This window comes from Sphingomonas crusticola, assembly GCF_003391115.1.
In the GTDB taxonomy this organism is placed as follows: Bacteria; Pseudomonadota; Alphaproteobacteria; order Sphingomonadales; family Sphingomonadaceae; genus Sphingomonas_I; species Sphingomonas_I crusticola.
In genome coordinates this window covers 2,787,659-2,810,756 of record NZ_QTJP01000001.1, presented here as the reverse complement: position 1 = coordinate 2,810,756, position 23,098 = coordinate 2,787,659, and the positions used below count along the sequence as shown (strand labels likewise).

The following is a 23,098-nucleotide window of genomic DNA, read 5'->3' as shown; positions in this document are numbered from 1 at the left end:
TACGCGCCGCGCGTCAGCCGCCGGGCGCTCCGGGCGGAAGCTTGGTGAACAGGTCGAGTTGTGCGCGCGCATTGAGGTCGAACAGGCCGATGTCGCAGGGACGCTGCGGCCGGACGGGCTCGAGCGGCGCGGCCGCGCGCAGGCGCAGGCGGTCGCCCAAGCTGATCGGGGCGATGCCGCCGATCAGCCATTGCAGTCCCGCTTCGGTCGGCTCGCACGCGGGCGCGGTGGGGGGCAGCGCCTCGCTCATGACGCCGCCTCCGCCGGGGCCTCGGCCAGCCGGGCGAGCAGCCAGTCGGCGGCCTTGCGCGCCGCGCTGGCGGCGCGGAAGATCGCGCGATTGTCGCCCTTGAGCAGGTCCAGCCAGCAGGCGAGATAATCGCAATGGCGCACGGTCGGGACGATGCCGAGCGAGGCGCACAGGAAGGCCGAACCCAGTTCGGCGACCAGTTCCTCGCGCGCATAGCCCGCGCTGCCGAACGCATGCGACAGGTCGCGCCCCAGCCGTGTCGCGTGCCCGGTGGCGTGAGTCAGTTCATGGAGCGCGGTCCGGTAATAGTTGATGCGGTCGAAGAACGCGCAGGGCGGCGGGACCTGCACGAAGTCGAGGATCGGCGCATAGAAAGCGCGATTGCCGCCGATCTGATATTCGACCCCGCTGGCGTGGATCAGCGCTTCGCCGACAGCGACCACCGCCGGTTCGGCGAGCGGCGCCGGATCGCCGTCGCAGCCGCCCAATCCCTCGCATTGCGCGACATTGAACAGGGTGAAGCGCTTGAGGAACGGGATGGTGCGGGGTTCGCAATGCTGCTCGGAAGCGCGCGCCTTCTCGTCTTGCGGCGTGAAGCGGTCGGCAAAGACCACCTGCGTGCCGCGCTCGCCCTTGCGGACCATGCCGCCGAGCTGCTGCGCCTGCTGGAAGGTCAGCCAATCCTGCGAGGGATAAGCGCGCTCGATGACCGCGCCCCACAGGATCAGCACATTGATGCCGGAATAAGGCCGCTTGCTGGCGGCATTGCGCGGCAGCGCGGCCGTGGCGCCGCCGCGCCTGCCCCACGGCTGAACCCATGGCACGCGCCCGCCCTCCAGCTCGGCGATGATGCGGTCGGTGACCTCGTCGTACAGGCTCGGGCGCGGCGCCGCGCCGGCCTCGGCTCGAGCGCCGGCGGATCGCGCGGGCGTGGCTCTGCCCGCCTGACGCTTGGCGGGCCGCTTATGGGTTGAAGACATCGCGCACCTCCTCGCCACCCCAGCACGGCCCCGGCAGCGGGGGTGGGCGGCAGAAGCGAACGGACAGGCGCGGGTCAGCCGGCGGCGGCATCCGCAGGACCGCAATGCAATGGAGGAGCCGCAGCGTGAGCGCAGGCTTGCCGGCGGCGGCGACGCGCCTAGACGGAAGCGCCGCCCGCACCCGCAGCCGGGGCCGCGCCGACACGCCGCCGCGCACCGGCGCGGCGTCCGCTGCAAAAGCGCCAGCCGATCGTCACCGAAGGCCGAGACGGCAGGAGGCCGGCTCGGGGGCGAAGACGGCTTCGTCGAGCCCTAGAGCGCGGTCGTGCACCGCAGGTGCACGAGGCGCCGAACGGGTACTGCAACCGGGACCGCGGGCTTACGCGCTACCGCGCGGACCGGCGCATCAGCCAGCGATAGCCGCCACCGGCGAGATGGTGGGCCTCGCCGACCAAACGCCTGATCCGCGATCGTAACGAGTCGGACGAGCCGGTCCACTCGGCCCGCACCCGGGCGCGGCCGTAAAGCATCTCGGCGAGCTCCCGCTGGCTCGCCCCCGCCCGCAGCGCATCGGCGACGCGAAACAATGCCAGCCAACGCTCGATGCGCGGCTCAGCGGGAAAGAGCGAAGCCGGAAATTGGCGTTCGAGGCAGATCGCCATCAGCCGCCGCAGCGTGAGCAGCTTGGGCTTGGTATCGCGCGTCCCCTCCAGCAGATAATGCAGCACCACCGGGCCGCGGGCGAGCGTGCCTTGCGCCACGTCGAGCCGGATGTGGTGCAGCCGGTCCGACAAGACCGCTCGCTCGATACCGTCGTCGCCCATCACCAGCGTCGTCCAGCGGCGCACGAGCGATACGGGAAGTGCGTTAGGGTCGCGCGCGCCGGTCGGCGAAGCGATCACCCCCAACACGCCCGGGTCGAGTTCCGCCCGCCAGAGAATAGCGGCCTCGGGTGCGGGACGTGCAGGATCCTCGGCGAAAGCGAGCCGCCAGCGGGACGGGGCCGGCATCGTACCGCGTGTCGCGGTCGAGGCGCGCAAATACCAGATCGTATAGGCGGGATCGCGGCGTAGCCATTCCCACATCAGCCCGGCGCGATCGAGCTCGCGCAGATATTCGTAATCGGCTAGCCGGGTGCCGTCGGGACAGGAAGCCATCGGCGACCACCACCACCTAATTGGCGGAAATTGCGACCAAAATGGAAACTTTCGTGCGTGACGACAGGGGCCATGTGACCATATTGTACGCGCTTGCACGCCGCCCGCCGGCTTGAGACACCGTCGGATGGCCCGAGCTGGGAAAGGACGATCGCGGGAGCACCGGCGCCTTGATCCGCCGCCCGTGGGCGGTTGGACCGATGGGCCTGGGTCAGGTTGAGGCGTTCATCCGTCTCGTCGCGGCCATTGCCAACGCCGACGACCTGGCGGACGCCATGGCCGCGATCGCGGCCGATCTCGGCTTTCAATATTTCGCGATAATCCACCATGTCGATCTGACGGCGGCAGGCGCGACGGCGATCCGGCTCCACAATTATCCGCCGCGGTGGGCGGAGCATTATGAGAAAAATGGCCTCGGCGTCAGCGATCCGGTTCATCGCGCCAGCCATCGCACGAGCATCGGCTTTCGCTGGTCGCGCATCCCCGCGCTGATCAAGTTGACGCCGCGCGACCGGCAGATGCTCGAGCGCGGGCGCGTGGAAGGGATCGGTGACGGCTTCACCGTGCCGGCCAATGTGCCGGGGGAGGCATTCGGCTCGTGCTCGTTCGCGAATGAAGAAGGGCAGCCGGTGGCCGATGCCATGCTGCCGCTGGCGCAGCTGGCGGGAGATTATGCCTTCGAGGCGGCGCGCCATGTGTGGCGGGTGCGCGAGGGCAGCGGCGCGGCGCGGCTCACCGACCGGCAGCGCGACTGCGTGCTGTGGGCGGCACGCGGCAAGACCGACTGGGAGATCAGCCGCATCCTCGACGTGAGCGAGGAGACGGTGATCCGCCATATCAAGCTCGCCCGCGAACGTTATGGCGTGGAGAAGCGTACATCACTCGCGATCCGCGCTTTATTCGATGGAACGTTGAGCTTTGCCGACATCCTGAAACACTGAAAATACCCCTTTCTGGGAATAGGCCGGAGACATGCCAGGGAAGATGTTCGCCTCGAACCCGAGGGGAACAGGCGCATGCTCCACATCCTGTCGATCGCTGCCCCGACGCAAGGCGCCGAGCTGCTGCGCCGCATGTTCGAGGCTCGCAAGCGGGTGTTTGTCGATCTGCTGGGATGGGATGTGCCGGTCATCGACGGCCGCTACGAGGTCGACCAGTTCGACGACGGTCATTGCGTCTACCTGGTCCTGACCGACGATGCCCACGATCACGTCGCCTCGTGTCGGCTATTGCCGACGAGCCGACCGCATCTGTTGGACACGCTTTATCCGCAATTGTGCGAGGCGGCTCCGCCAGCGGCCGAGGATATCTTCGAGATCACGCGTTTCTGTCTGGAACGCGACCTTCCGACGCGGGATCGCCGGCGTGCGCGCGATACGTTGGTGTGCGCGCTGGCAGATTATGCGCTCGACCGCGGCATCGCTGCCTATAGCGCGATCGCGGAACGCAGCTGGCTCACGCAGATCGAGGCTTTCGGCTGGCGTACGCGGCCGCTCGGGCCATTGTCCGGCGCCGGCCCACGTGCCCTGGCCGGGCTGCAGATCATGATCGACCGCGACACACCGAATGCCTTGCGCGCGGCCGGTCTCCACCCAAGCGAGACACTGCCCTACCCGCGCGACCGGGAAGCGGCGTGATGACCGGGACCGGGTCCGCCGCCGCCGACACCGGCGCCGCCGACGCGGTGCGCGCGCTGCAGGAGGAGGGTTATTGCATCATCCGGGGCGCACTGCCCGCAAGCGCGATCGAAGCGCTCGACGATGACTTGGCGCAGCCATTCGCGGACACGCCGTTCGGGGAGGGCAGCTTCTACGGCACGCAGACGAAGCGGTTCGGCCGCCTGCTTGCCCGGTCGCCACGGGCGCAGCGGCTGGTGCTGCATCCGCTGATCCGTGGGGTCGTCGACACCATCCTCCTGCCTCATTGCGATATCGTTCAGCTCAATGTCGCCCAGGCGATCGCCGTCCATCCCGCCGCGCTCCAGCAAATGCCGCACCGCGACCAGGACATGTGGCGGGTTGCACCGGGAGACGCCGAATATCTCGTCAACGTGATCTGGCCGTTCGTGCCATTCACCCGCCAGAACGGCGCAACCTTGGTATGGCCGGGCAGTCATGGCCGTCGGGCCGCGTCGAGCGAGCTTGCGGGCGAGCCGGTCGCTGCCGAGATGGCGCCCGGCGACGCGCTCCTGTTCCTGGGCTCGACCGCCCATGGCGCGGGCGCCAATCGCAGCGACGAGATCCGGCGCCCCTGCGTGATCGGCTATTCGCTCGGCTGGCTTAAATCCTACGAGAACCAGTTCCTCGCTTATCCGCCCGCCGTCGCAAAGGCCTTCGCGCCCGAGCTGGCGGCGCTGGTGGGATATCGTCAGCACCGGCCCAATCTCGGCAATTACGAGGGGCAATGCCCGTCGATCCTGCTGCGCGATGGGTGCGACCGGCCGCTGGCGGCGATCGATGCGCTGCGTCCGGACCAGGTGAAAATGGTCGATGCGTTCGCGGAAGGCCAGCGCGCCTCGCGATGAACGCGGGCCCCGTATCGGACCGGGTCTATGCCGCGCTGCGCGCGCGCATCCTCGGTCATCGTCACCCGCCGGGCGAGCGCCTGGATGCGGCCGAGCTCGCCGATCGCCTGACCAGCAGCGTGACGCCGGTGCGCGACGCGCTCAACCGGCTGGCGGGCGAAGGCCTGGTCGAAGCGCATAGCGGCGACGGCTTCTTTCTGCCCGCATTCGACGAGCCGGGATTGGCCGATCTGTATCGCTGGTCGAGCGACCTCATGAGCCTGGTGCTGCGGCAGAAAGTGATGCCGCGTGAGCGGCGCCGGGGCGGTGCCGGCGGCGCCAGCAATGCCGAACGCATCGCCGGCCTGTTTGCCGGGATTGCCGCGCTGTCCGATAATATCGAGCATGGCCGCGCGGTCGCGCGCTGCAGCGCGCGCCTGTCGGCGGCGCGTATGGTCGAAGCGGAAATCTTTCCCGACCTGGACGAAGAGTTCGCGCAGATCGATGCGCTCGATCGGGCGCAGGAGCGCGTAGCCCTGGGCAGGATATTGCGCCATTATCACGCACGACGCGTGAAGCGGGCCGGCGCGCTGGTTCGCCTGCTCTACCGCGCCGGCCAGGATTCCCCTCGCTGACGAGCCGGCCCGATCATGGATGTGGGTCGAGGCCAGCTCGCCACCCCAATCTTAAGGCCCTTGCCCCGTTTACGAAGGCTTGAGGCGAAGTGCTCGAATGTCACTGCCACCAGGGCAAGTGCAGCGTCGGCTGATGGGCATAGCGCTTGATGCCGATCGTGAAGGTCGCCCCTGCACCGGGGGCGAGCCGCACATCGAAATTGGGGGCGTCGATATCGGTCGATTGTCCCGCGACCGAGACAATCGTCGCCTGATGTTCTGCATAGGCGCCCATCTGCACCGTCACGAGGTGGGCCTCGACCGGATTCACGTTGACGATCGTTACCGTCACCGCACGGGGCTCGATGCGCGATACCAAAGCGGCGACGTCGGCCGGCAGTCCGGCGCGGCGAGCGACCGGGTCGAAATACCGCAAATTGGCCTGGAGCATTTCCGGCCCGTGCCCCGATCCGCCCGGATCATTGGCGCCCATCGTCAGGTTAATCAGAGCGGTCGTGGAAACCGCATTCGCCTCTTCCCAGCGGGTTGCATCGGGCGGGAAGCCGATCGTGCTGTCATCGTCGCGGATACGTTCGGCGCCGATCCGAACCTCCTCGATAGCCTGGGCCAGCGCCTGCATCGGATAGCCCGGATTTCGCCCCCGCAGGAACTGGATCCAGCCGTTGTTGCCGAGTCTGGCGAGATCGCCCTGGCTCATCGACCAGAGATAGATGTCGGTCTCGACCAGCCTGCGATTGCTGAGGCCCGGGCTGGAACCGTTGACGTCGTAATAGCCGTACCAGCCCTGGTCGCCAAAATAGACCGGAAGCTTGGTGACGCCGTTCTCGACCTTCTTCTGGGCGTAGAGATTGTCGAGCTGGCTGCGGAGTGTTTGGGTGTAGGCCTGATCGCCGGTCAGCAGCAGCGCGTTGCCGAAGGCCTCGGGTGGGCCACGCAGCACGTAATTGCGCTTGCCTGTATCGACGGAACTCCACCCGAACACGCCACCATACCATTTGCCGTCAGCGTCCGCGCCGATCACGCCGTTGGTGCCGATGTTGGACGGGATATTGCCGCCATTCTGCGCGATCCGGTCGCGCCAGGCATTTACATAGTCGAGCAACCAGTCGCGATATTTGGCCTTTCCGGTAAGCATATAGGCGGTCATCGCCAGATTGGTCGCACCGAGGTTGAGCGGGTGATCGCCGATTATGCTGGTGACCTTGGCGAAGCGGGTGCGCCGCAGCGGATTCTCCCCCGTAACACCGGGCCCATCCCATTCATCGGCGGTCGGCAAGCGCATGGTCGGCCCGCGCGAGCCGTTCCACAGGCTGCGGATGATGCGGTGCTGCTTGTCGTAATTCTGCGCGGCGGGATCGTCGCCGTCATAGAAATCGGCGAACCGCTCCATCCGCACGCGGTACAGCTCGTCGTCGGGCCGGCTGAGCCCATAGAACAGGTAACCGGAAAGGCCCTCACCGATATGCTCCCAGTCGAACGAGCCGAGAAATTCGCGCTGGTAGATGCCGTCCTTGGCCATCTCCACCTGCGGGATCCTCGCTTGCGAGAATTGGTCGAGATGGCCTTCATAGATACGGCGCCACTGCTCGATGATGCTGTCGGGCCCGCCCAGCATATGCGCGAGCGGCCAGTTGCGGATCGGCTCGACCGCGTCATCCGGCCCATCGGCGATGCCCCAATGGGTCGGTCCCTTCAGCCACCCGCGGCCATCGACGAACCTGTCGACGAACGCCTGAGCACCCTTTGCATTCATCGCCAGCAGGTTGCGTTCGGCGAGCGCCCAATCGGGCGCCGCCATCGGTGCATTGATCTCGACCACCGTGCGCGGAGCGCTGGCGCGAAAGAAGCGGGGCCGTGTATCGGTCTGGGAGGGGCGCCGCGCTTCGCCGGCGTCGAGCCCATCGGCTCGATGGCCGGGCGAGATTGTCGGAGCCTCCGCCATTGCCGGCATCGCCAGTGCGATCGATCCACCCAACGTCGCTGCCAGCATGCGCATCCGCATCGCCATCACGTATTGCTGGCTTGATCGAGGATATCATGGCTCTTGGCAAAGCCGAGAAACAGGTCCGGCCACGCCGAAGCGGTTTTTCCGACCGCGCCACCGATGCCGAAACCATGGCCGCCATGCTCAAACAAATGCAATTCCGAGGGGCCACCGGCGGCGCGCAGCGCGGCAAACATGGCGAGGCTGTTCTCCACGGGCACGCTCGCATCGTCTGCCGCATGAAAGATGATGACCGGCGGCGTGTCGGCGGTGACATTTCGTTCGACCGATTGAGCAGCGATCGCTTCCGCTGTGGGCTCGCTCCCCAGCAGAGCGTCGCGGGAGCGTGCATGAACGAGCGGCGCAGCCATACCGATCACCGGATAGAGAAGCCCGACCAGATCGGGGCGCGCCGAAACCCGGTCGACCGAATCGACCGCGGCATAGGTTGGCCGCGCGTGACCGACTGCCAGGGACGCCGCCAGATGTCCGCCAGCCGAAAAGCCAACCGCGGCGATACGGCTGGGGTTGAGACCGAATTGCGTCGCCCGTGCCCGGATCAGGCGCACCGCGCGCTGGGCGTCCTGCAGCGCGACCGAGGACCGGTCGTGCCACCCTTCAGCCGGCAAACGGTAACGCAGCAGGAATGCCGTTATGCCACGCGCATTGAGCAGGCGCACGGTCTCGAGCCCCTCGCGATCGATGACCTCCCGCAAATAGCTGCCGCCGGGCATGAGCAGCACCGCCCCGTCGCTTGTCTGCCGTTCCGGGACGAAGCACTGGATGGTTGGCCGCGCGATGCCGAGAATGTAGCGATTGGGGCCGGATGGCAGCCCGCCCTGATCGACAATCGTTTCCACCGGCAGGATCGCGGGCGCACCTGGCGGAAGCCCGGGCCATAGCGGAATTGTGGTCGGTTCCACCGCCGGAGGCGCCGCGCGGGCGATCTGGCTGGCGAGGCACAGTCCTGCGCCCAGAGCAAGTATCTCGCGGCGCGGGATCACGCGCCCGGATGCCAGCCGCCCAGCACACGATCTGGGGTGAAGAAACGTGCCTGCGCATCGGTCAGGGAACGGCGGCGGCGCGAGGGCACGCCTGCGCCCGGGCCGGAACTGCCATATTCGAAGAAGCGCGCCTCTTCGGGCTGCATATAGAGGCGGCCGCCGCCTTTGGGCGTGTAGTGCATATGATACCAGGCGTCGGCCAGGATATGGTCGTCCATCCAGCAGCGGATGAAGACCGACTGGCCGATCGCGCGGGGATTCGAATATTGGCCGTCCGGGAACTTCTGCTGATGCTTCCATGGACGCCCGAGCGCGACCGAATGCGGGCCCACGCCGGCCTCCTTGGTCAGGCGGCAGCGGTCGAACACCAGGCCGTAAGGCTGGTCGATATCGGTACTGGGGGCGGTGATGAAACCTTGGAACGGCTTGCCGGGCCGCAGCCGTGAGACGATCTCGCAACGCTCGAACAACACCCGTCCACCGCCATAAATGAAATCGGTGCAGCCGCTGATCCGGCAGTTGCGGAAGAGCGCCAGCCCTTCCTCGGTCCACAACGTGTCCTGATAGCCGTCGATGCGGACATTCTCGAAATAGGCCCGGTTCGATCCGGTATCCAGCATGATCGCGGTCGCCTGGGCGCCGGTAACGCCGGTCGGATCGTCCGGCGCTTCGGCGGGCATGTTCGCGACATAATCGAAATCGTTGCTAATGCTGAGGTTAAAAGCTTGGAAGCCCGGCGCCTGGACGATGATGGTGGAAGTCGCCTTCTCTCCCGGCTTGCGGTCGCGCCGCGAGGCATTGGTGATGAGAATGCTGTCGTCGCGCCCTTCGCCGAACAACAGGATGTTCGGTCGCGTGACGATGTTGCGCTCGCGGAAAAGACCGCGCGTGACCAGGATGCGATAAGGTTTGTCGCCCGCTGGCGCGGCCGCCAACGCGGCGGCGAGCGTGCTGAAACCGGGCACGCGCCCCCGCCTCTTGCCGTCGGCCGAGAGGATCGCGTCATAGACCACCGCGGCTCCGGCCACCGAGGGCAAGGCCATTGCGACGCCCGCGCCCATTGCCATACGCAACAGCCAGCGCCGATCGCCGGTGGTCAGCGCGAGCAGGTCGTCGCGTACGCTCATGCCAGCGCCCGATATGTAAGATTGCGGAAACGCGCTTCGCCATCACCGACGGCATACAGGCCGGGGCGCAGCATGAAGAAGCCGCCGCGCACATTATGGTTGTAGCCCGAAACTTCCATCTGCCGATCCATCTTGGTCCAGTTCTGCCCATCGACCGAAGTGAAGAAGGTCAGGATGTGGCGATGGTTGCGCATCCTGATCCATTGCCGCGTGCCATTGGGATTGATCGGCCGGCGCCGGCCCTCGCCATATTGATGCGTGATGAAGCTGCTCTTGTCGAAGCCGAGGCCGCAATACAGCACGCGGTCGTAGAACAGCACCACGCCGGCATCGACGCCCGGATCGACATCGACCTCAACATCGGCCTCATAAGCCTGATCGCCTACCAGGAAGGTCAGCGGCGTGGAATCGCGCGGTGCGGTGCCCGACCCGCGCAGGACGAGCGCGCCATTTTCGCGGCGGACACGCCCGGCATCCTCCTTCTTGGGATTGGCAAAGCTCCACTGGACGCCGCTGCGATCGTCCGAGAAATCGTCGGATAAGGCCAGGCCGTGCGGGCCGGGCCGTCCGCCGGCGGGGATCCGCAGCGGCTTGGACAGATCGCCGCCCGTGCAACGGAACCAGCCGTCGGCGGTCCACTCGACCTTGTCGAGCAGCATCTGCCGCCCGAGCGTCCAATAGCCATTCTCATAGCCGTGATAGACGGCATACCAGTCGCCCGGCGTCGGCCCTTCGACCAGCGTCGCATGGCCGCGCGACCACCATTTCTCCGACGCGCAGGCGGTGTGAACGATGGGATTGTTGGGGGCATGCTCCCACGGCCCGTCGATCGTCTTCGATCGCGCCGCGATCACCATGTGCCCGGTCGGCGGGCCGGCGGTGCCGCCGACCGCCATCACCAGATAATAATAGTCGCCGCGGCGGGTGATCTTCGGCCCCTCGGAGGCGAAGCCCTCGACGTCCCACGTCACGGGATAGCGCCACGGCTCGTAGACCGTCTCGACGGGTCCCGCCGTCTTCAGCCCATCGGCCGTGAGGCGAACTCTCCGCCCATGGTTGAGGAACAGATAGCGCGTGCCGTCCTGGCCGACGGCATGGCCCGGATCGATCGCGTCGTTGAGATGCAGGTCGATCGGCTCGCTCCACGGGCCGGCCATGCTGTCCGCGTGGATGACATAGACCGACTTGCGGTCCGCCGAATATTGCGCCGGGATGTAAATGAAATAGCGGTCGCCATGCTTGGCGATGTCGCACGCCCAGACCGAGCCGATATAGGTCTTGAGTGCCGGGCCCAGCGGCCGCCAGTTCACCAGATCGCGCGAATGCCAGACGACGACGCCTGGATAGGCGTCGAACGATGAGAAGGTCATGTAATAATCGGAGCCGTCCTTCAGGATCGTCGGGTCGGGATGGTCACCGGCAAAGACCGGATTGAGAAAGCTGCCATTGCCAAGATCGGCCTTGCGCTGACCCTCCAGGCCGCGCCGCCATTCCATACCGGTCCAGGCATTCTGCACCGGGGAAGAGCTGCAATGACCGGCGCTGGAAGGAGACGGCGCCGGAGCGCCGCTCGTCTTGGCCGACGCTGCCGCGAGTGCGGGCGCCGATAGGCCTGCCGTTCCCGCCAGGATCGTCCCCAGCGTGCCCCGCCTCGTCAGTTCAAGCATACGACCCTCCCCTACGCCTCAGAAGGTGAAGCGCAGACCCAGACTATATTGGCGGCCGACGTGGCGATAATCTTCGCTCAAGCCTTGGCCAATATCATTGGCGTCATATTCGTCGGTGAGGTTGATCGCCTCGAGGCTGACGGTGAACACCTTGCTGATCTTGTAGGACAACGATGCGTCGACATAGAGGGTCGGCTCGGTGCTCGACGTCGCGTAGCCGAACGGACCCGGCACGCCGCGCAGATAGCTACTACGATAGGCGGCCGACGCGCGGGCCGAGAGCTTGCGATCCTCATAATAGATCGTCGCATTGTACGCCTTGCGCGACAGGCCGACGAGATCGAGCTTGGTCGACGCACCCGTGGTGGAATTGAGAATGTAGGAGATCTTCGAGTCCACATAGGTGAAGTTGAGCAGCAGCCCGAGGTTCGCCAGCGGGCCGGGCAGGAATTTCAGCGGCTGCTGATAGTTGATCTCGAAGCCTTTGAGCGGGCCGCCGGGTGTGTTGACCGGCGCCTGGAAGGTGAAGTTGTCGGTCGGGCTGATGCCCGTTCCGGCGAGAATGCTGTCGGGCAGGCCCGATGTGTTGAACGGCCGGATTTCCGTCAGCGTCTGAATGTAGGTGTCGATCTTCTTGTAAAAGACGGCGGCTGAAATCAGCGACTGCGGCGCGAAATACCATTCCGCAGCGAAGTCGAGCGTCTTGGCGCGGATCGGGTCGAGGTTTGGGTTGCCCGACTGGACTGAGCGGCCACCGCCGACGCTGACCGAACCGCCAGGCGTCAGGCTGCCGAGCGGCGGGCGGCTGATTACCTTGGCCGCGCCGAAGCGCAGCACCAGATCGGAGCCCAGGTCGGCCGCCACGTTCAGGGCCGGCAATATGCCATGGTAGGACTGACCCACCGTCAACTGATTGTAGCCGCTGCCGACATTGGCATAGCCGGTCGAGGCCTGCTTGGTGTGAACATAGCGCACGCCGAGGTCGCCATGGATCTTCACGCCGCCGAGATCGCCCTTGAAATCGGCCTGGGCGTAAGCGGCCCGGTCTTGCTCGACCACCGAACGGATGTCGCCGCGCGCGGCGACATTGTCGGCGCCCAGCAGCTGGAAATAGCCGGTGTTGCTCTTGATGCCGTAGACATCGATGAACTTGTGCGCGTCGGGGACGAGCCACGTCCCCGGATTGCCTGGCGCGAGATAGGTATATTTGATTGCGTCTAGCGTCGATGTCAGGTCCGCGACGGTCTTGCCATTCGGAATGGCCGGGATGTTGAGCTCGGTTGCCAGGCGCTGCGAGTCGATGTCGAAGCTGAACCTCTTGGCTTGGGCGCCAGCGCGCAGCGTCAGCCAATCGGTCGCTTCGTAGGCGAGGTCGAGCTGCCCGGTGCGGAATTTGTTCGTGACCTGCTGCGGGCGATAGCGAATTTCAGGTCCTTGGTTACCGACGCCGGATAGTGGCGAGCCGGGATAGACACCGGTCGGGTTGACGTTCGGTCCGACATACCAATTGGCCGGGTTGGTAACGTCGAAATTATAGTTAATCGCCGGATATTTCAGGCTGTCGCGATAATCGTAGGAATAGCCCGGCTGATTGTAGCGATCGAGTTGCACGGTGAAATTGACGATATCGAGCGCGGATTTCGATATGCCGGCATAAGCGGTCGCCTTGAAGCGATCGCTGAACTCCTGCTCCCATTCGACATTGAACTGGCTGAATTTGGTCGTGTAATCGCTATTCAGATCCTCGGCGCGGATGTCGGCGCCGTCGAACTTGCCGTAGATGAGCAGATTGTCGCGGATCTCGCCGTCCAGCAGCGTGTAGCCGGGCTTGCCGCCACGCGACGCCGGGAAGGCGAAGCCGATCGATTCCAGATAATATTCGTCGCGCACCGTATGCAGCCGCGCGAACGCGCCGTCGAAGCTGATGGTCGTGCGATCGGTCGGCTTGAACTGAACCGAACCGGTGAGGCCGAGCCGCTCCTCGTCGATCATGTAGACCAGGTAACGCGGGAAGCGGGCGTTGTGGATCGTGGGGGTATTGAGCAGCGACAGCGGGATATCGGGATCGAGCGAGGCGCCGAAGCCGCCATTGTTATTGCCATTGTCCCACTGGCCCGAGTTTGTGCCTTCCATGCGCGTGCTGCGCTTCGAATATACGCCGGAGAGCAGGATGCCGATCTTGTCGTCCGCGAACGTGTCGCTGAACAGCAACGCGACACGAGGATCGGCCTTCTTGCGCTGCTCGCTATAACCAAGCTGGGCGGAGCCGGCGAGCTTCATGCCGTGATAGTCGAACGGCCGGCCGGTGCGCAGATCGACGGTCGCGCCGAGCGAGCCTTCGTCGGTGCTGGCCGACGCGGTCTTGCGCACCTGGATACCGCTAAACAGCTCGGACGCGAAGATGTTGAAGTCGAAGCCGCGGCTCGCATTGGTGCCGCCGGTGCTCGAAATGCCGCCGGTCGTCGCCAGCGCCTCCATCCCGTTGAGGCGGACGCGCGTGAAATCGGCGCCGAGGCCGCGCACCGAGATCTGGCGGCCCTCGCCGCTGTCGCGCGAGATTGAAACCCCCGGGATGCGTTGCACAGACTCGGCGAGGTTATTGTCGGGAAATTTGGCGATATCCTCAGCGACGATCGAGTCGATCGCGCCGGCGCTTTCCCGCTTCAAATTGAGGGCGCGGGCGAGGCTGCTGCGAAAACCGGTTACAACAACCTCGCCGACGGATCCGTCTTCGGCTGGTGTCGCCACCGGCGCGTCGGGTGCGCTCGCAGGGGCCGTAACCGTTTGCGCTTGCGCGGAAACGGCATATGCCAGCGATGCGGAGGCGAGCGTCAGCAGCGAAGCGCCCTGACGGATTCTGCGCGCGCGAATGGAAATCATTTTTCCCTCCTGTTGCGATCGCGGTGGTCCGCGATTCGTCGTGTCCCCGAGGAATCGGCCGGCAGAAGCGGGCAGATCGCCTTCTGCCTTGTGTGTCGCAAACCATCCGAAATGATCCCAATGCCGTTATCGGCAAAGGCGATGCGCATTCGGCATGCACGCTGATGTGCGTCGGGCATCGAACCATGCCGAATATGGCATGGCGACGGCGCGCCCTGCGGCGCTAGTCTCGATCGCCGGGAGAGATGATGATGCGCCGCAATCTGTGGAAGTTCGGGTTGGCTTCGCTGGCACTGGCGGCCCAAGGCGGCAACGCCACACCGCGCGATGGGGCAAGCGCGACGATTGCGACCCAGGGCGTGCTCTATACCGGCGGCCGGGCTGAGGGCGATCATACGATCGGGCAGACCTATGTCTTCTTCCAGACGCCGGCCGCGACGCGACGCACGGGCCCCCGCTGGCCGATTGTCTTCATCCATGGCAGCCGCCAGACGGGCGCCGGCTTTCTGGGGACGCCCGACGGCCGCCCCGGCTGGGCCACCTTCTTCCTTGCGCACGGCTGGCCCGTCTACGTGATCGACCAGCCCGGGCGCGGCAAAGCCGGCTATTTCCCGCAGGCCTATGGTCCGCAGGAGCCTTGGTCGAGCCGCGAGCATGTCATCCGTCAATTCTCGGCATCCGAGGCGTTAACACCCCTCCCTTGGCCGGCCGCCGGCAAGCACAGCCAGTGGCCGGGCGGGCCGGGCAGCGGCGTGCCCGGCCAACCCGCGTTCGAGCAGTTCATGGCGTCGCAGGTCGCCAACATGCCCGACATCGATATGCAATATGCGCTGACCCTGCGCGGCATTACCGAGCTTCTCCACCGTATAGGACCGGCCATCATCGTGACCCACTCGCAGTCCGGCCCGCTCAGCTGGATGATCGCCCAGGCCAATCCCGGGCTGGTGAAGGCGGTGATCGCGGTCGAGCCGACGGGCGACACCGGCTCCAGCGGTTCGCTCGGCGTGGCGTGCGGCCTGACCATCCAATGTCTGCGCTTCACCCCGGCAGTGGCCGGCCCGGCTGATCTGGGCCTCGTTCGCACAGCTATGAACAAGCCGGGCCGGGTCGATTGCTGGCTGCAAAAGGATGGCGCCCATCGCCTGCCCTGGCTGAACGGTATCCCGATCCTGATCGCTAGCGGTGAGGCGTCTTACCATGCCTCGTCGGATCATTGCACCGCGGCCTTCCTGACCCAGGCCGGGGTCGCCAATGATTATGTCTACCTTCCCGATGTCGGTATAACCGGCAACGGCCACATGCAGATGGTCGAGGCCAACAATCTGGAGATCGCCGCCTTCTACGAAAACTGGCTTCTGAAAAAGCTTCGCTAGAGTTCAGCGCGCGTCGTCGAGCGCCCGGATCAGCTCGGCCATCTTTACAATATAGGTTCCGGTGGAAATGCCGATAACCGGCTTAGGATCGGGATAAGGCGATGTATCGGTCGCGTCCCCGACGCGGGTGCTGCGATAGTCGCCCGGCACGACCTCCGGAGAGCCGTCGCCCGAATAAGGATGGCTCGTCGCGGTGAGTTCGGTCGGCCACCAGCCTTGCGAGTTCAGTCCCTTGACCAGCGCGTCCGCGGACGAGCGGCGGCGATCGAGATTGAGATCTGATGCCTTTTCGGAGCCGTTCACGAAATAACGCGGCAATGGCAGCGGCGCGCTCGAGAGCAGGGGCGATTCCTGCGCCAGCTCGGCCTGCGGCAGCACCTTCAAGCGGGCATATTCCGCGCGCAACGCCGGCACATCGATCGTGCGGAACGAGCTGTAATGACCGAGCGTCGCGGCCGGATCGTGATCGGCATAATATTCGCCGTTCACGACGTTGGACCCGCGCCGGTGGAGATAGAGCGGCTTGCCGGTGCCGATCTCGATGAACGTCGGATAGATATTGGGGCCCTTGGCGACCTCCACAGGCGTGCGCGTGCTCTCGAGCCAGTCGAGCGCCTCCGGCACGCGCGCGAGATAGCGCGGATCGCCGGTCAGCCGATAGAAACGGAACAATTGCTCCACCGCCTGCGCGGTGGCGTGGGTCGCGAGCGCCCGCGGCTCGTAGCTGCGCGCGGCGGCGGGCCTCATGTCGTCGGGCGTATATTGCAGCGCCCAGCCGGGCTGCGGCGCGGCTTGCTGGGCCTGCAGATAAACGTTCATCCCCCGCCGGACGGCATCGAGCAAGCGCTCGTCGCCGAGCGCGCGGTAGCAGAGCAAGAGGAACTCGACATTCTTGGCCGTCACGTCGTCGTTGAACGTGATGTAGCTCGTATAATCGGCGAGCCCGTGATGGACGAATTCGTGTTTGAGCGGCCAGCGCTGCGGCCAGCCGCCATTGGCATATTGGCTGGCGAGCACGAAACGGATCGCTTTGTCGACCGCCGGCCGATATTTCGGATCCCGCTTCTCGACATAAAGCCGCAGCAGGAATTGCATCGCCTCGGACGTGCCGTCATCGTCGAACGTGGCATTCCCCCAATAATGTTGGAATTCCTCCATCCGCCACGCGTTGCTGCCGATCGTGTCGTACCAGTGCCGCGTCGCGGCCGGCCCGGCGAAATCGATGAAATAATTCCATCCGCCGTCGGGCCGTTCGCCCCAGATGAGCGCCGCCGCAGCCTTTTCGGCAGCGGCATAATAATATTCGTCGCCGCTCGCATGATAGGCATCGAGGAACAGATTGCCCATCGTTGCGGTGCCTGGCGGTTGCACCCAGATCATCGATGGCGTGGCTTCCAGCTCGCCCCAGCGGCGCGACTTGTCGGGCAGGTAGGACCAGACATAGCCCCCATTGGTCGAGACGGTCTCGACCATGAAAGTGGTGGCGCGCTTCATCGCGCCCAGGATTTGCGTCCGGCTCGCGGCATGAACGGGCGCGGACGCAATCAACGCGATCGCCGCGATGGCAATCGGGACGCCACGCGCCATGCGGCGCAGGAAAGGCAGTTCGGCCATCAACATCCTCGGTCCTGTTTCATGCAGGAATAAACCGCCGCGATCGTCGCGCACCAATGCCGATGCTGAAGCGGGTAATGCCGAAGCGACATTGATCGGTTCAACCGGCGGCGTCCTCCCTGCGCTGTGCGATGCCCGACCAGAAGGCTTCCGCAGCCGCACTCTGCCGCGCCCGCGAGCGGAACAGGCGGATCTCGAGCGGCACGTCCCAGCTTTCATCGCCGGCGCGCACCAGCCGCCCGGCTGCAATCTCCGGTTCGACCAGCGACCGCGGAACCCAGGCGACGCCGCGTCCGTCGAGTGCCATCGTCATCAATGCGGTCGCAAGCTGCGCCGACAGCACGGTCTGCAGCCGCACCCCACGCGCCGCGAAATTCTGTGCGGCAAGAATGCGCCCGAGACCGGATTCACCGCTATATCCCAGGAACGGGGTGTCTTTCGCACCATCGAGCCGCCACAGCGGCGCGCCATCGCTATCCGGGGCGGTGACTGGCGACAATATGTCCTCGCCAACCTGCGCCGAGCGGAACTGGGCCAGCTCGAAATGCTCCGGCGCCGCGTTGTGGTGGTGGCAGATCAGGAATTGCGCCTGCCCGCGCAGCATCAATTCCTCGCAGGCCTGCATGGTATCCGAGACCAAGCGGATCGTGCCGAGCGGCGCCGTGTCGCGTTCCAACTCGCGCATCCATCGCGAAAAGAAAGTAAACGACAAAGCATGGGTCGCGGCAAAGTAGAGCGAGGCCGCTTCTTTGCCGCTCGCCTCGCGCGCCTCGGTGCGAAGCTGGTGGATGCGTCTTACGGTTTCCTCCACACCCGCCCGCAAGGCCGTTCCGGCGGCGGTCAGGGTCACGCCGTGCGAATGGCGCGCGAACAAGGGCACGCCGACCCAATCCTCCAACACGCGGATGCGCCGGCTGAAGGCCGGTTGGGTAACGTTGCGCTGTTCCGCCGCACGCGAGAAGTTCTCGGTCTGGACCAGCGCGAGGAAATCCTCAAACCATAACAATTCCATAAGCGATGCCCGTTGTGCATAGCGATTTCCGGCATCTGCATTGGATGCCTCGCCTGCCCCTTATTAAATGCCGACCGATAATACAGGGAGGATATTGGGTGCGGATTGTCGACGTAAGAGAAAAGACCGTCTCGATCGCGTCGCCGATCGCGAATGCCTATATCGATTTTTCCAAAATGACCTGTTCTGTGGTTGCCGTCATCACCGATGTGGTTCGCGATGGCAAGCCGGTCATCGGATACGGCTTCAATTCGAACGGCCGTTATGGTCAGGGCGCGCTGATGCGCGACCGTTTTCTCGAGCGGCTCGCAGCGGCGGATCCGGCATCGCTAGTCGACGAAGCCCGTGATAATCTCGATCCCTTCGCCATCTGGCAAACTCTGATGCGTAACGAGAAACCGGGCGGCCATGGCGAGCGCTCGGTTGCGGTCGGCACGATCGATATGGCGGTGTGGGATGCGGTGGCGAAGATCGCCGGCGTGCCGTTGTGGCGCCTGCTCGCCGACCGCTACCGCGGCGGTAAAGCCGACGATCGCGTGTGGGTCTATGCCGCCGGCGGCTATTATTATCCAGGCAAAGACGACTTCCAGCTCAAGGCCGAGATGCAGAGCTATCGCGACCGCGGATATAAGGTCGTCAAGATGAAGATTGGCGGCGCCCCGCTCGACATCGATCTGCGGCGGATAGAGTCGGTGCTGGAGGTGGTTGGCGAAGGCGCCAACCTCGCGGTGGACGCCAATGGGCGGTTCGATCTCGACACGGCGCTCCGTTACGCGGAGGCGCTGAAGCCTTATAATCTATTCTGGTACGAGGAAGCGGGCGACCCGCTCGACTTCGCGCTCCAGGCTGAGCTCGGGCGGCATTATGATCGGCCGATGGCGACCGGCGAAAACCTCTTCTCGCACCAGGATGCGCGCAATCTCCTGCGGTTCGGCGGCATGAACCGCGAACGCGACTGGCTGCAGTTCGATTGCGCCTTGTCCTACGGCCTGGTCGAATATCTGCGCACGCTGGACGTGATGGAGGCCGAAGGCTGGTCCACGCGCCGGGTCGTGCCCCATGGCGGGCACCAGATGTCGCTCAATATCGCCGCCGGCCTGCAGCTCGGCGGCAACGAATCCTACCCCGACGTCTTCCGTCCCTTTGGCGGCTTTGCCGATGCCATCGCGGTCGAGGGGGGCTATGTCTCACTGCCTGACGCGCCGGGTGTGGGCTTTGAGACCAAGGCCGAACTTTACGCATTGCTACGCACGCTGGCGGAGAATTGATGCCCGATCGCGAGACCCGGTAGGTGGCCACCCTCCGTCAATTGTGGGTCCAAGTACTGATCGGCGCCGCGATCGGCGCAGTGATCGGCCTTGTAGTACCCAGCTTCGGGACCGCGCTGCAGCCGATTGCTGACGGTTTCATCAAATTGGTGAAAATGCTGCTCGCGCCGATCATCTTCGGCACGATCGTCATCGGGCTCGCGCGCATGGGCGACCTCAAGGAGGTCGGCCGGGTCGGGGCCAAGGCGCTGCTCTATTTCGAGATATTATCGACGTTTGCGCTGCTGATCGGGCTGGCTGCGGTCAACATCTTCAGGCCCGGCAGCGCCATCTCTGCCCACATTGCACCGGGCAGCGAGGAGGCGGTCGCGCGTTATGCCGGCGCGGCGCACGAGCAGGGAATCGTGCCCTTCCTGCTCAATATCATCCCCGACACGCTGCTGGGCGCCTTCACCGGCGGCACTATGCTGCAGGTGATCCTGATCGCGGTCATGATCGGGGTCGCCGCGAGCCACCTTGGCGCCAAGGTCAACGGCGTAGTCGACCTGATCGACCAGATGCTGCAGATCCTGTTCCGCCTGATCGGCGCGATCATGGTACTCGCGCCGTTGGGCGCGGCGGCGGGCATGGCCTATACGGTCGGCAAGTTCGGGATCGGCTCTTTGCTATCGCTGGGGCAGCTGGTGCTGGTTCTCTACGGCAGCGCGGTCCTGTTCGTCGTGGTGATGCTCGGCATGGTGATGCGCATCGTCGGACTGCCGCTGATCGGGCTGCTGCGCTATTTCCGCGACGAGATATTGATCGTGTTTGGGACCTGCTCGACCGAGGCGGTCCTGCCACGCGTGATGCAGAAGCTGGAGGCGCTCGGGATCGAGAAGCCGGTGGTCGGGCTGGTCCTCCCCGCTGGCTATACGTTCAACGCCGACGGCACGAGCCTGTACCTCGCGATCGCCGCGATCTTCGTGGCACAGGCGACCGGCGTACATCTCAGCCTGGGAGATCAACTGGTCGTGCTGGGCGTCCTGTTGTTGACGTCCAAGGGGTCTGCGGGTGTAGCCGGCGCGGGCTTCATCACGCTGGCGGCAACCCTGAGCGCGATGCCATCGATACCCGTCACCGGGCTCGCCTTGCTGCTGGGGGTGGATCGCTTCCTCAACGTGGCGCGTGCGGTGACCAATCTTATCGGCAATTGCGTTGCCACTGTGGCTGTCGCGAGATGGGACGGCGCGATCGATCTGGCGCAAGCCCGTCGTCAACTCACCGCACGGGAACGAGTGGAATGATCACTCTCATCTTGGCGCTCATCACGCCGATCGCCTCCGAAGTCGCAGTGTCGGTCGGCGATGGCAAGCAGGTACTGGTAGATGGCATCCAAAGGGTACCGCCGCGCCCAAAACCCGACATGCTCTCGCTAATCGCGCTGGCGGGCGTTCCCAGGATCGTCTCGGAAATTCCACTTCCGGCCAGCGTCATCGGGCCGCCATCGAGCGTGGCGATCACGCCCGACGGTAGCCTTGCCCTGGTCACGTCCTCCCGTCGGATCGATCCCTCCGATCCCGCGAGCCTCGTTCCGGACGACCGCCTCACGGTGGTCGATCTGCGCGCCCGTCCAGCACGGGTCTTGGCGACGGTGCGGGCGGGCGCCGGCGCCTCCGGCATAGCGATCGATCCCAGCGGCACCCATGCGCTCGTCGCCAACCGCAGCGAGGGCTCCATCTCGCTGTTTACCATCGCCGGCACGATTGTCAGCCTGAGGCAAACACTCACGATCGGTGACGTGCATAGCGCCCCCGCCCAACCGATCTTTTACGATCAGGGTACACGCGCGCTGATATCGCGGGATGGCGACCATCTCCTTTCGACGCTTCACATTGAGGGCAATAGGATGCGCCTCGATGCTGGAGGCATACGCGCCGGGTTACGCCCGTACGGCCTGTCCCATGCGGCTGGAACCCGCTTTGCGGTTGTCGCCAACATTGGCGGCGGCGGCCACGACATCGATACGATAAGTCTGATCGATCTCGCCGGACCCACGCCGCGCGTCGTCGATACGGCCGGAGTCGGGCTCACGCCGGAGGGGATCGCCATGGCGCCCGATGGCCGCCATATCGCGGTCAACGTCAATGCCGGCTCGAACGGCTCACCCGCCTCAGCCGATTATCGCGCTTATGGTGAGGTCCAGGTCTGGCGGATCAATGGATCGCATCTGATGCGGGTCGCCAAGGCAACGGTCGGCAGGTGGGGCCAGGGCATTGCCTGGACTGCGAATTCACGTACTTTGCTCGTTCAGTCCAATGTCGAGCGGCGGATCGATCTGTTTCGCTTCGATGGTTCTCATCTTCGCCGGTCGGCCAGCCTGCGGACGGCGGCGCCTCCCGCCGCGCTCGCTGTCGGTGGCAGGTAGCGCGCACTTTCGGGCATTGATTCATTCGAAAATGGCATTGGCCATCGTGCAGACGCGCCGCCACACAGGAAGCCAGCCTCCCTTCAGGCCCACTGAGGTCGGAACTCCGGTTCCGGCCTTTTTTGTGCTAGGTTGCAGCAACATGAAAGCTGGCCGCCGGTCCTCGGTGTAAATCAGCCAGCAAATGGCCGTGCCGCGGGGCCAAGCTCTACAGCGGCTTAGGTCTTGGGACCCTCACCACAGCCGGAAAACCGCGATGCGGCGTGGGCACCATACCGCCGGACCAACCCGAGTCTTTGACGACGAGCAAATTTTGGGAGGGGCAGAGCTACGGATCACCTAGTTTACCGAAACGACAGTCCGTTCGCGGTAGCCGAACAAAATCTCAGATTGGTGAACTACACGTTGAAGTGAGTTTATAAGTCCTTTGATATGTTCGACATCAACGAAGAAAAAAGCTCCCCATTAAACAAAATGCTGACCAGCCTGCCGCCCGGCCTGGTGGTCGATTCCGCGTGGTCCAAGCACAGGGCATTTCCGCTCATCGATCCACGATTATGTCCGACGCGGCTGGCTCGAGCTGACGGCCCCACGTGTCTATCGGCGCTCATCGACCCGCTCGGATGGGGGCCAAGTCCGTTGGGATATCGCCATCGTATCCGCGCAACGGATCGCTATGCCGACTTTCTATGTGGGTGGGTTGACGGCGCTCGAGCTGTTGGGTCAGGGACATCATGCGCGCCTGGGCGCCGATCGCATTGTACATCTCTAAGATCCGCAAGCTACGGCACCTTCCTGGCTCCGCACGCTCTCGACCGACGCAACGCTGATCCTCCACAAGCGCAAGCTCTTCGCCGATCCGGAGCTAGGCGTCGAATGGCACCAGCTCGAATTCAGCACCGGCAGGTTGGGCGCCATCGTCGCCTCGCCGGTGCCACACGAGCCGTGGGACTATTTCATGCGCACCGCGAGCGCCGAGCGCGCCGCGATCGAGATGATGGAAGCGGTCGGCGCGACGCTCGGTTTCGAACATGCGGACAATGTGTTCGAGGGCCTGACGACCTTGCGGCCCAAGCTCCTCTCCAGCCTGCTCGAGCACTGCGCAAGCATCAGGGCCAAGCGGCTCTTCCTCCTTTTTACCGACCGGCACGACCGTGGCTGGGCCAAGCACCGCGCGCGCGGATCGACCTCGGGCGTGGCATACGCCAGATTGTGGCGGGGGGACGGCTCGATCAACATT

General features: G+C 65.0%; 19 protein-coding genes and 1 pseudogene. 10 read left to right on the top strand and 10 right to left on the bottom strand.

Annotation, left to right across the window (positions count from 1 at the left end; translation table 11 throughout):
- Positions 1–13: 13 nt before the first annotated feature.
- The 3 genes from DX905_RS16115 to DX905_RS13385 form a co-directional block, all read right to left on the bottom strand.
- Positions 14–250: a hypothetical protein gene (locus DX905_RS16115; RefSeq protein WP_162875628.1), complete on the bottom strand. Its 237-nt coding sequence runs from the start codon at positions 248–250 to the stop codon at positions 14–16.
- Positions 247–1,230 carry an ArdC family protein gene (locus DX905_RS13390; RefSeq protein WP_162875627.1) on the bottom strand — a complete coding sequence of 328 codons (984 nt, stop codon included), beginning with the start codon at positions 1,228–1,230 and terminating at the stop codon, positions 247–249. The genes DX905_RS16115 and DX905_RS13390 overlap by 4 nt, the downstream gene beginning before the upstream one ends.
- A gap of 386 nt (positions 1,231–1,616) precedes the next feature.
- Complete coding sequence (locus tag DX905_RS13385) at positions 1,617–2,387, bottom strand: DNA -binding domain-containing protein (protein ID WP_116091793.1); 771 nt, start codon at positions 2,385–2,387, stop codon at positions 1,617–1,619.
- A 170-nt stretch (positions 2,388–2,557) separates the two neighbouring features.
- On the opposite strand from DX905_RS13385, the gene DX905_RS13380 reads away from it, so the two are divergent.
- The 4 genes from DX905_RS13380 to DX905_RS13365 all read left to right on the top strand — a co-directional run bounded on the left by DX905_RS13380 (position 2,558) and on the right by DX905_RS13365 (position 5,525).
- A complete protein-coding gene (locus tag DX905_RS13380) occupies positions 2,558–3,328 on the top strand; it encodes a LuxR family transcriptional regulator (protein WP_240320847.1) in 771 nt (256 codons plus the stop codon).
- A 75-nt stretch (positions 3,329–3,403) separates the two neighbouring features.
- Complete coding sequence (locus DX905_RS13375) at positions 3,404–4,024, top strand: acyl-homoserine-lactone synthase (RefSeq protein WP_116091791.1); 621 nt, start codon at positions 3,404–3,406, stop codon at positions 4,022–4,024.
- A complete protein-coding gene (locus DX905_RS13370; protein WP_116091790.1) occupies positions 4,024–4,911 on the top strand; it encodes a phytanoyl-CoA dioxygenase family protein in 888 nt (295 codons plus the stop codon). Before DX905_RS13375 ends, DX905_RS13370 begins: the two co-directional genes overlap by 1 nt.
- The gene (locus DX905_RS13365) at positions 4,908–5,525 is read left to right on the top strand and encodes a GntR family transcriptional regulator (RefSeq protein ID WP_162875626.1); all 618 of its coding nucleotides are present in this window, start codon (positions 4,908–4,910) and stop codon (positions 5,523–5,525) included. The genes DX905_RS13370 and DX905_RS13365 overlap by 4 nt, the downstream gene beginning before the upstream one ends.
- Before the next feature lie 100 nt (positions 5,526–5,625).
- Here DX905_RS13365 and DX905_RS13360 read toward each other — a convergent pair whose 3' ends face one another.
- The 5 genes from DX905_RS13360 to DX905_RS13340 are packed head-to-tail and all read right to left on the bottom strand — an operon-like array spanning position 5,626 to position 14,187.
- Positions 5,626–7,521 carry a DUF8034 domain-containing protein gene (locus DX905_RS13360; protein ID WP_162875625.1) on the bottom strand — a complete coding sequence of 632 codons (1,896 nt, stop codon included), beginning with the start codon at positions 7,519–7,521 and terminating at the stop codon, positions 5,626–5,628.
- An 11-nt stretch (positions 7,522–7,532) separates the two neighbouring features.
- A complete protein-coding gene (locus DX905_RS13355; RefSeq protein WP_116091787.1) occupies positions 7,533–8,513 on the bottom strand; it encodes an alpha/beta hydrolase in 981 nt (326 codons plus the stop codon).
- Entirely contained in the window at positions 8,510–9,640 is a 1,131-nt protein-coding gene (locus DX905_RS13350) for a pectinesterase family protein (RefSeq protein WP_116091786.1), read from the bottom strand. Before DX905_RS13350 ends, DX905_RS13355 begins: the two co-directional genes overlap by 4 nt.
- Positions 9,637–11,307: a family 43 glycosylhydrolase gene (locus tag DX905_RS13345; RefSeq protein ID WP_116091785.1), complete on the bottom strand. Its 1,671-nt coding sequence runs from the start codon at positions 11,305–11,307 to the stop codon at positions 9,637–9,639. Before DX905_RS13345 ends, DX905_RS13350 begins: the two co-directional genes overlap by 4 nt.
- Before the next feature lie 18 nt (positions 11,308–11,325).
- Positions 11,326–14,187 carry a TonB-dependent receptor gene (locus DX905_RS13340; RefSeq protein WP_116091784.1) on the bottom strand — a complete coding sequence of 954 codons (2,862 nt, stop codon included), beginning with the start codon at positions 14,185–14,187 and terminating at the stop codon, positions 11,326–11,328.
- A gap of 248 nt (positions 14,188–14,435) precedes the next feature.
- Here DX905_RS13340 and DX905_RS13335 point away from each other — a divergent pair, with 248 nt between their 5' ends.
- The gene (locus DX905_RS13335; protein ID WP_162875624.1) at positions 14,436–15,560 is read left to right on the top strand and encodes an alpha/beta hydrolase family protein; all 1,125 of its coding nucleotides are present in this window, start codon (positions 14,436–14,438) and stop codon (positions 15,558–15,560) included.
- A 3-nt stretch (positions 15,561–15,563) separates the two neighbouring features.
- Here the strand turns inward: DX905_RS13335 and DX905_RS13330 are convergent, their stop codons facing one another.
- Positions 15,564–17,174 (bottom strand): pectate lyase, encoded by a 1,611-nt coding sequence (locus DX905_RS13330; RefSeq protein WP_205412257.1) that lies wholly within the window; start codon positions 17,172–17,174, stop codon positions 15,564–15,566.
- 100 nt (positions 17,175–17,274) lie between these two features.
- Entirely contained in the window at positions 17,275–18,186 is a 912-nt protein-coding gene (locus DX905_RS13325) for a LysR substrate-binding domain-containing protein (RefSeq protein WP_116091781.1), read from the bottom strand.
- A 98-nt stretch (positions 18,187–18,284) separates the two neighbouring features.
- On the opposite strand from DX905_RS13325, the gene DX905_RS13320 reads away from it, so the two are divergent.
- The 5 genes and pseudogenes from DX905_RS13320 to DX905_RS16310 form a co-directional block, all read left to right on the top strand.
- Positions 18,285–19,454, top strand: coding sequence for a mandelate racemase/muconate lactonizing enzyme family protein (locus tag DX905_RS13320; protein WP_116091780.1), 1,170 nt, complete (start codon positions 18,285–18,287; stop codon positions 19,452–19,454).
- A gap of 23 nt (positions 19,455–19,477) precedes the next feature.
- Positions 19,478–20,737 (top strand): C4-dicarboxylate transporter DctA, encoded by a 1,260-nt coding sequence (dctA, locus tag DX905_RS13315; protein WP_116091779.1) that lies wholly within the window; start codon positions 19,478–19,480, stop codon positions 20,735–20,737.
- A complete protein-coding gene (locus DX905_RS13310) occupies positions 20,734–21,858 on the top strand; it encodes a YncE family protein (RefSeq protein WP_116091778.1) in 1,125 nt (374 codons plus the stop codon). Before dctA ends, DX905_RS13310 begins: the two co-directional genes overlap by 4 nt.
- Positions 21,859–22,366: 508 nt before the next feature.
- A complete protein-coding gene (locus DX905_RS16315) occupies positions 22,367–22,630 on the top strand; it encodes an AbiEi antitoxin N-terminal domain-containing protein (protein ID WP_338053779.1) in 264 nt (87 codons plus the stop codon).
- Between the two features lie 54 nt (positions 22,631–22,684).
- A pseudogene (locus DX905_RS16310) lies at positions 22,685–22,969 on the top strand (type IV toxin-antitoxin system AbiEi family antitoxin domain-containing protein); the annotation flags it as partial.
- Between the last annotated feature and the right edge of the window lie 129 nt (positions 22,970–23,098).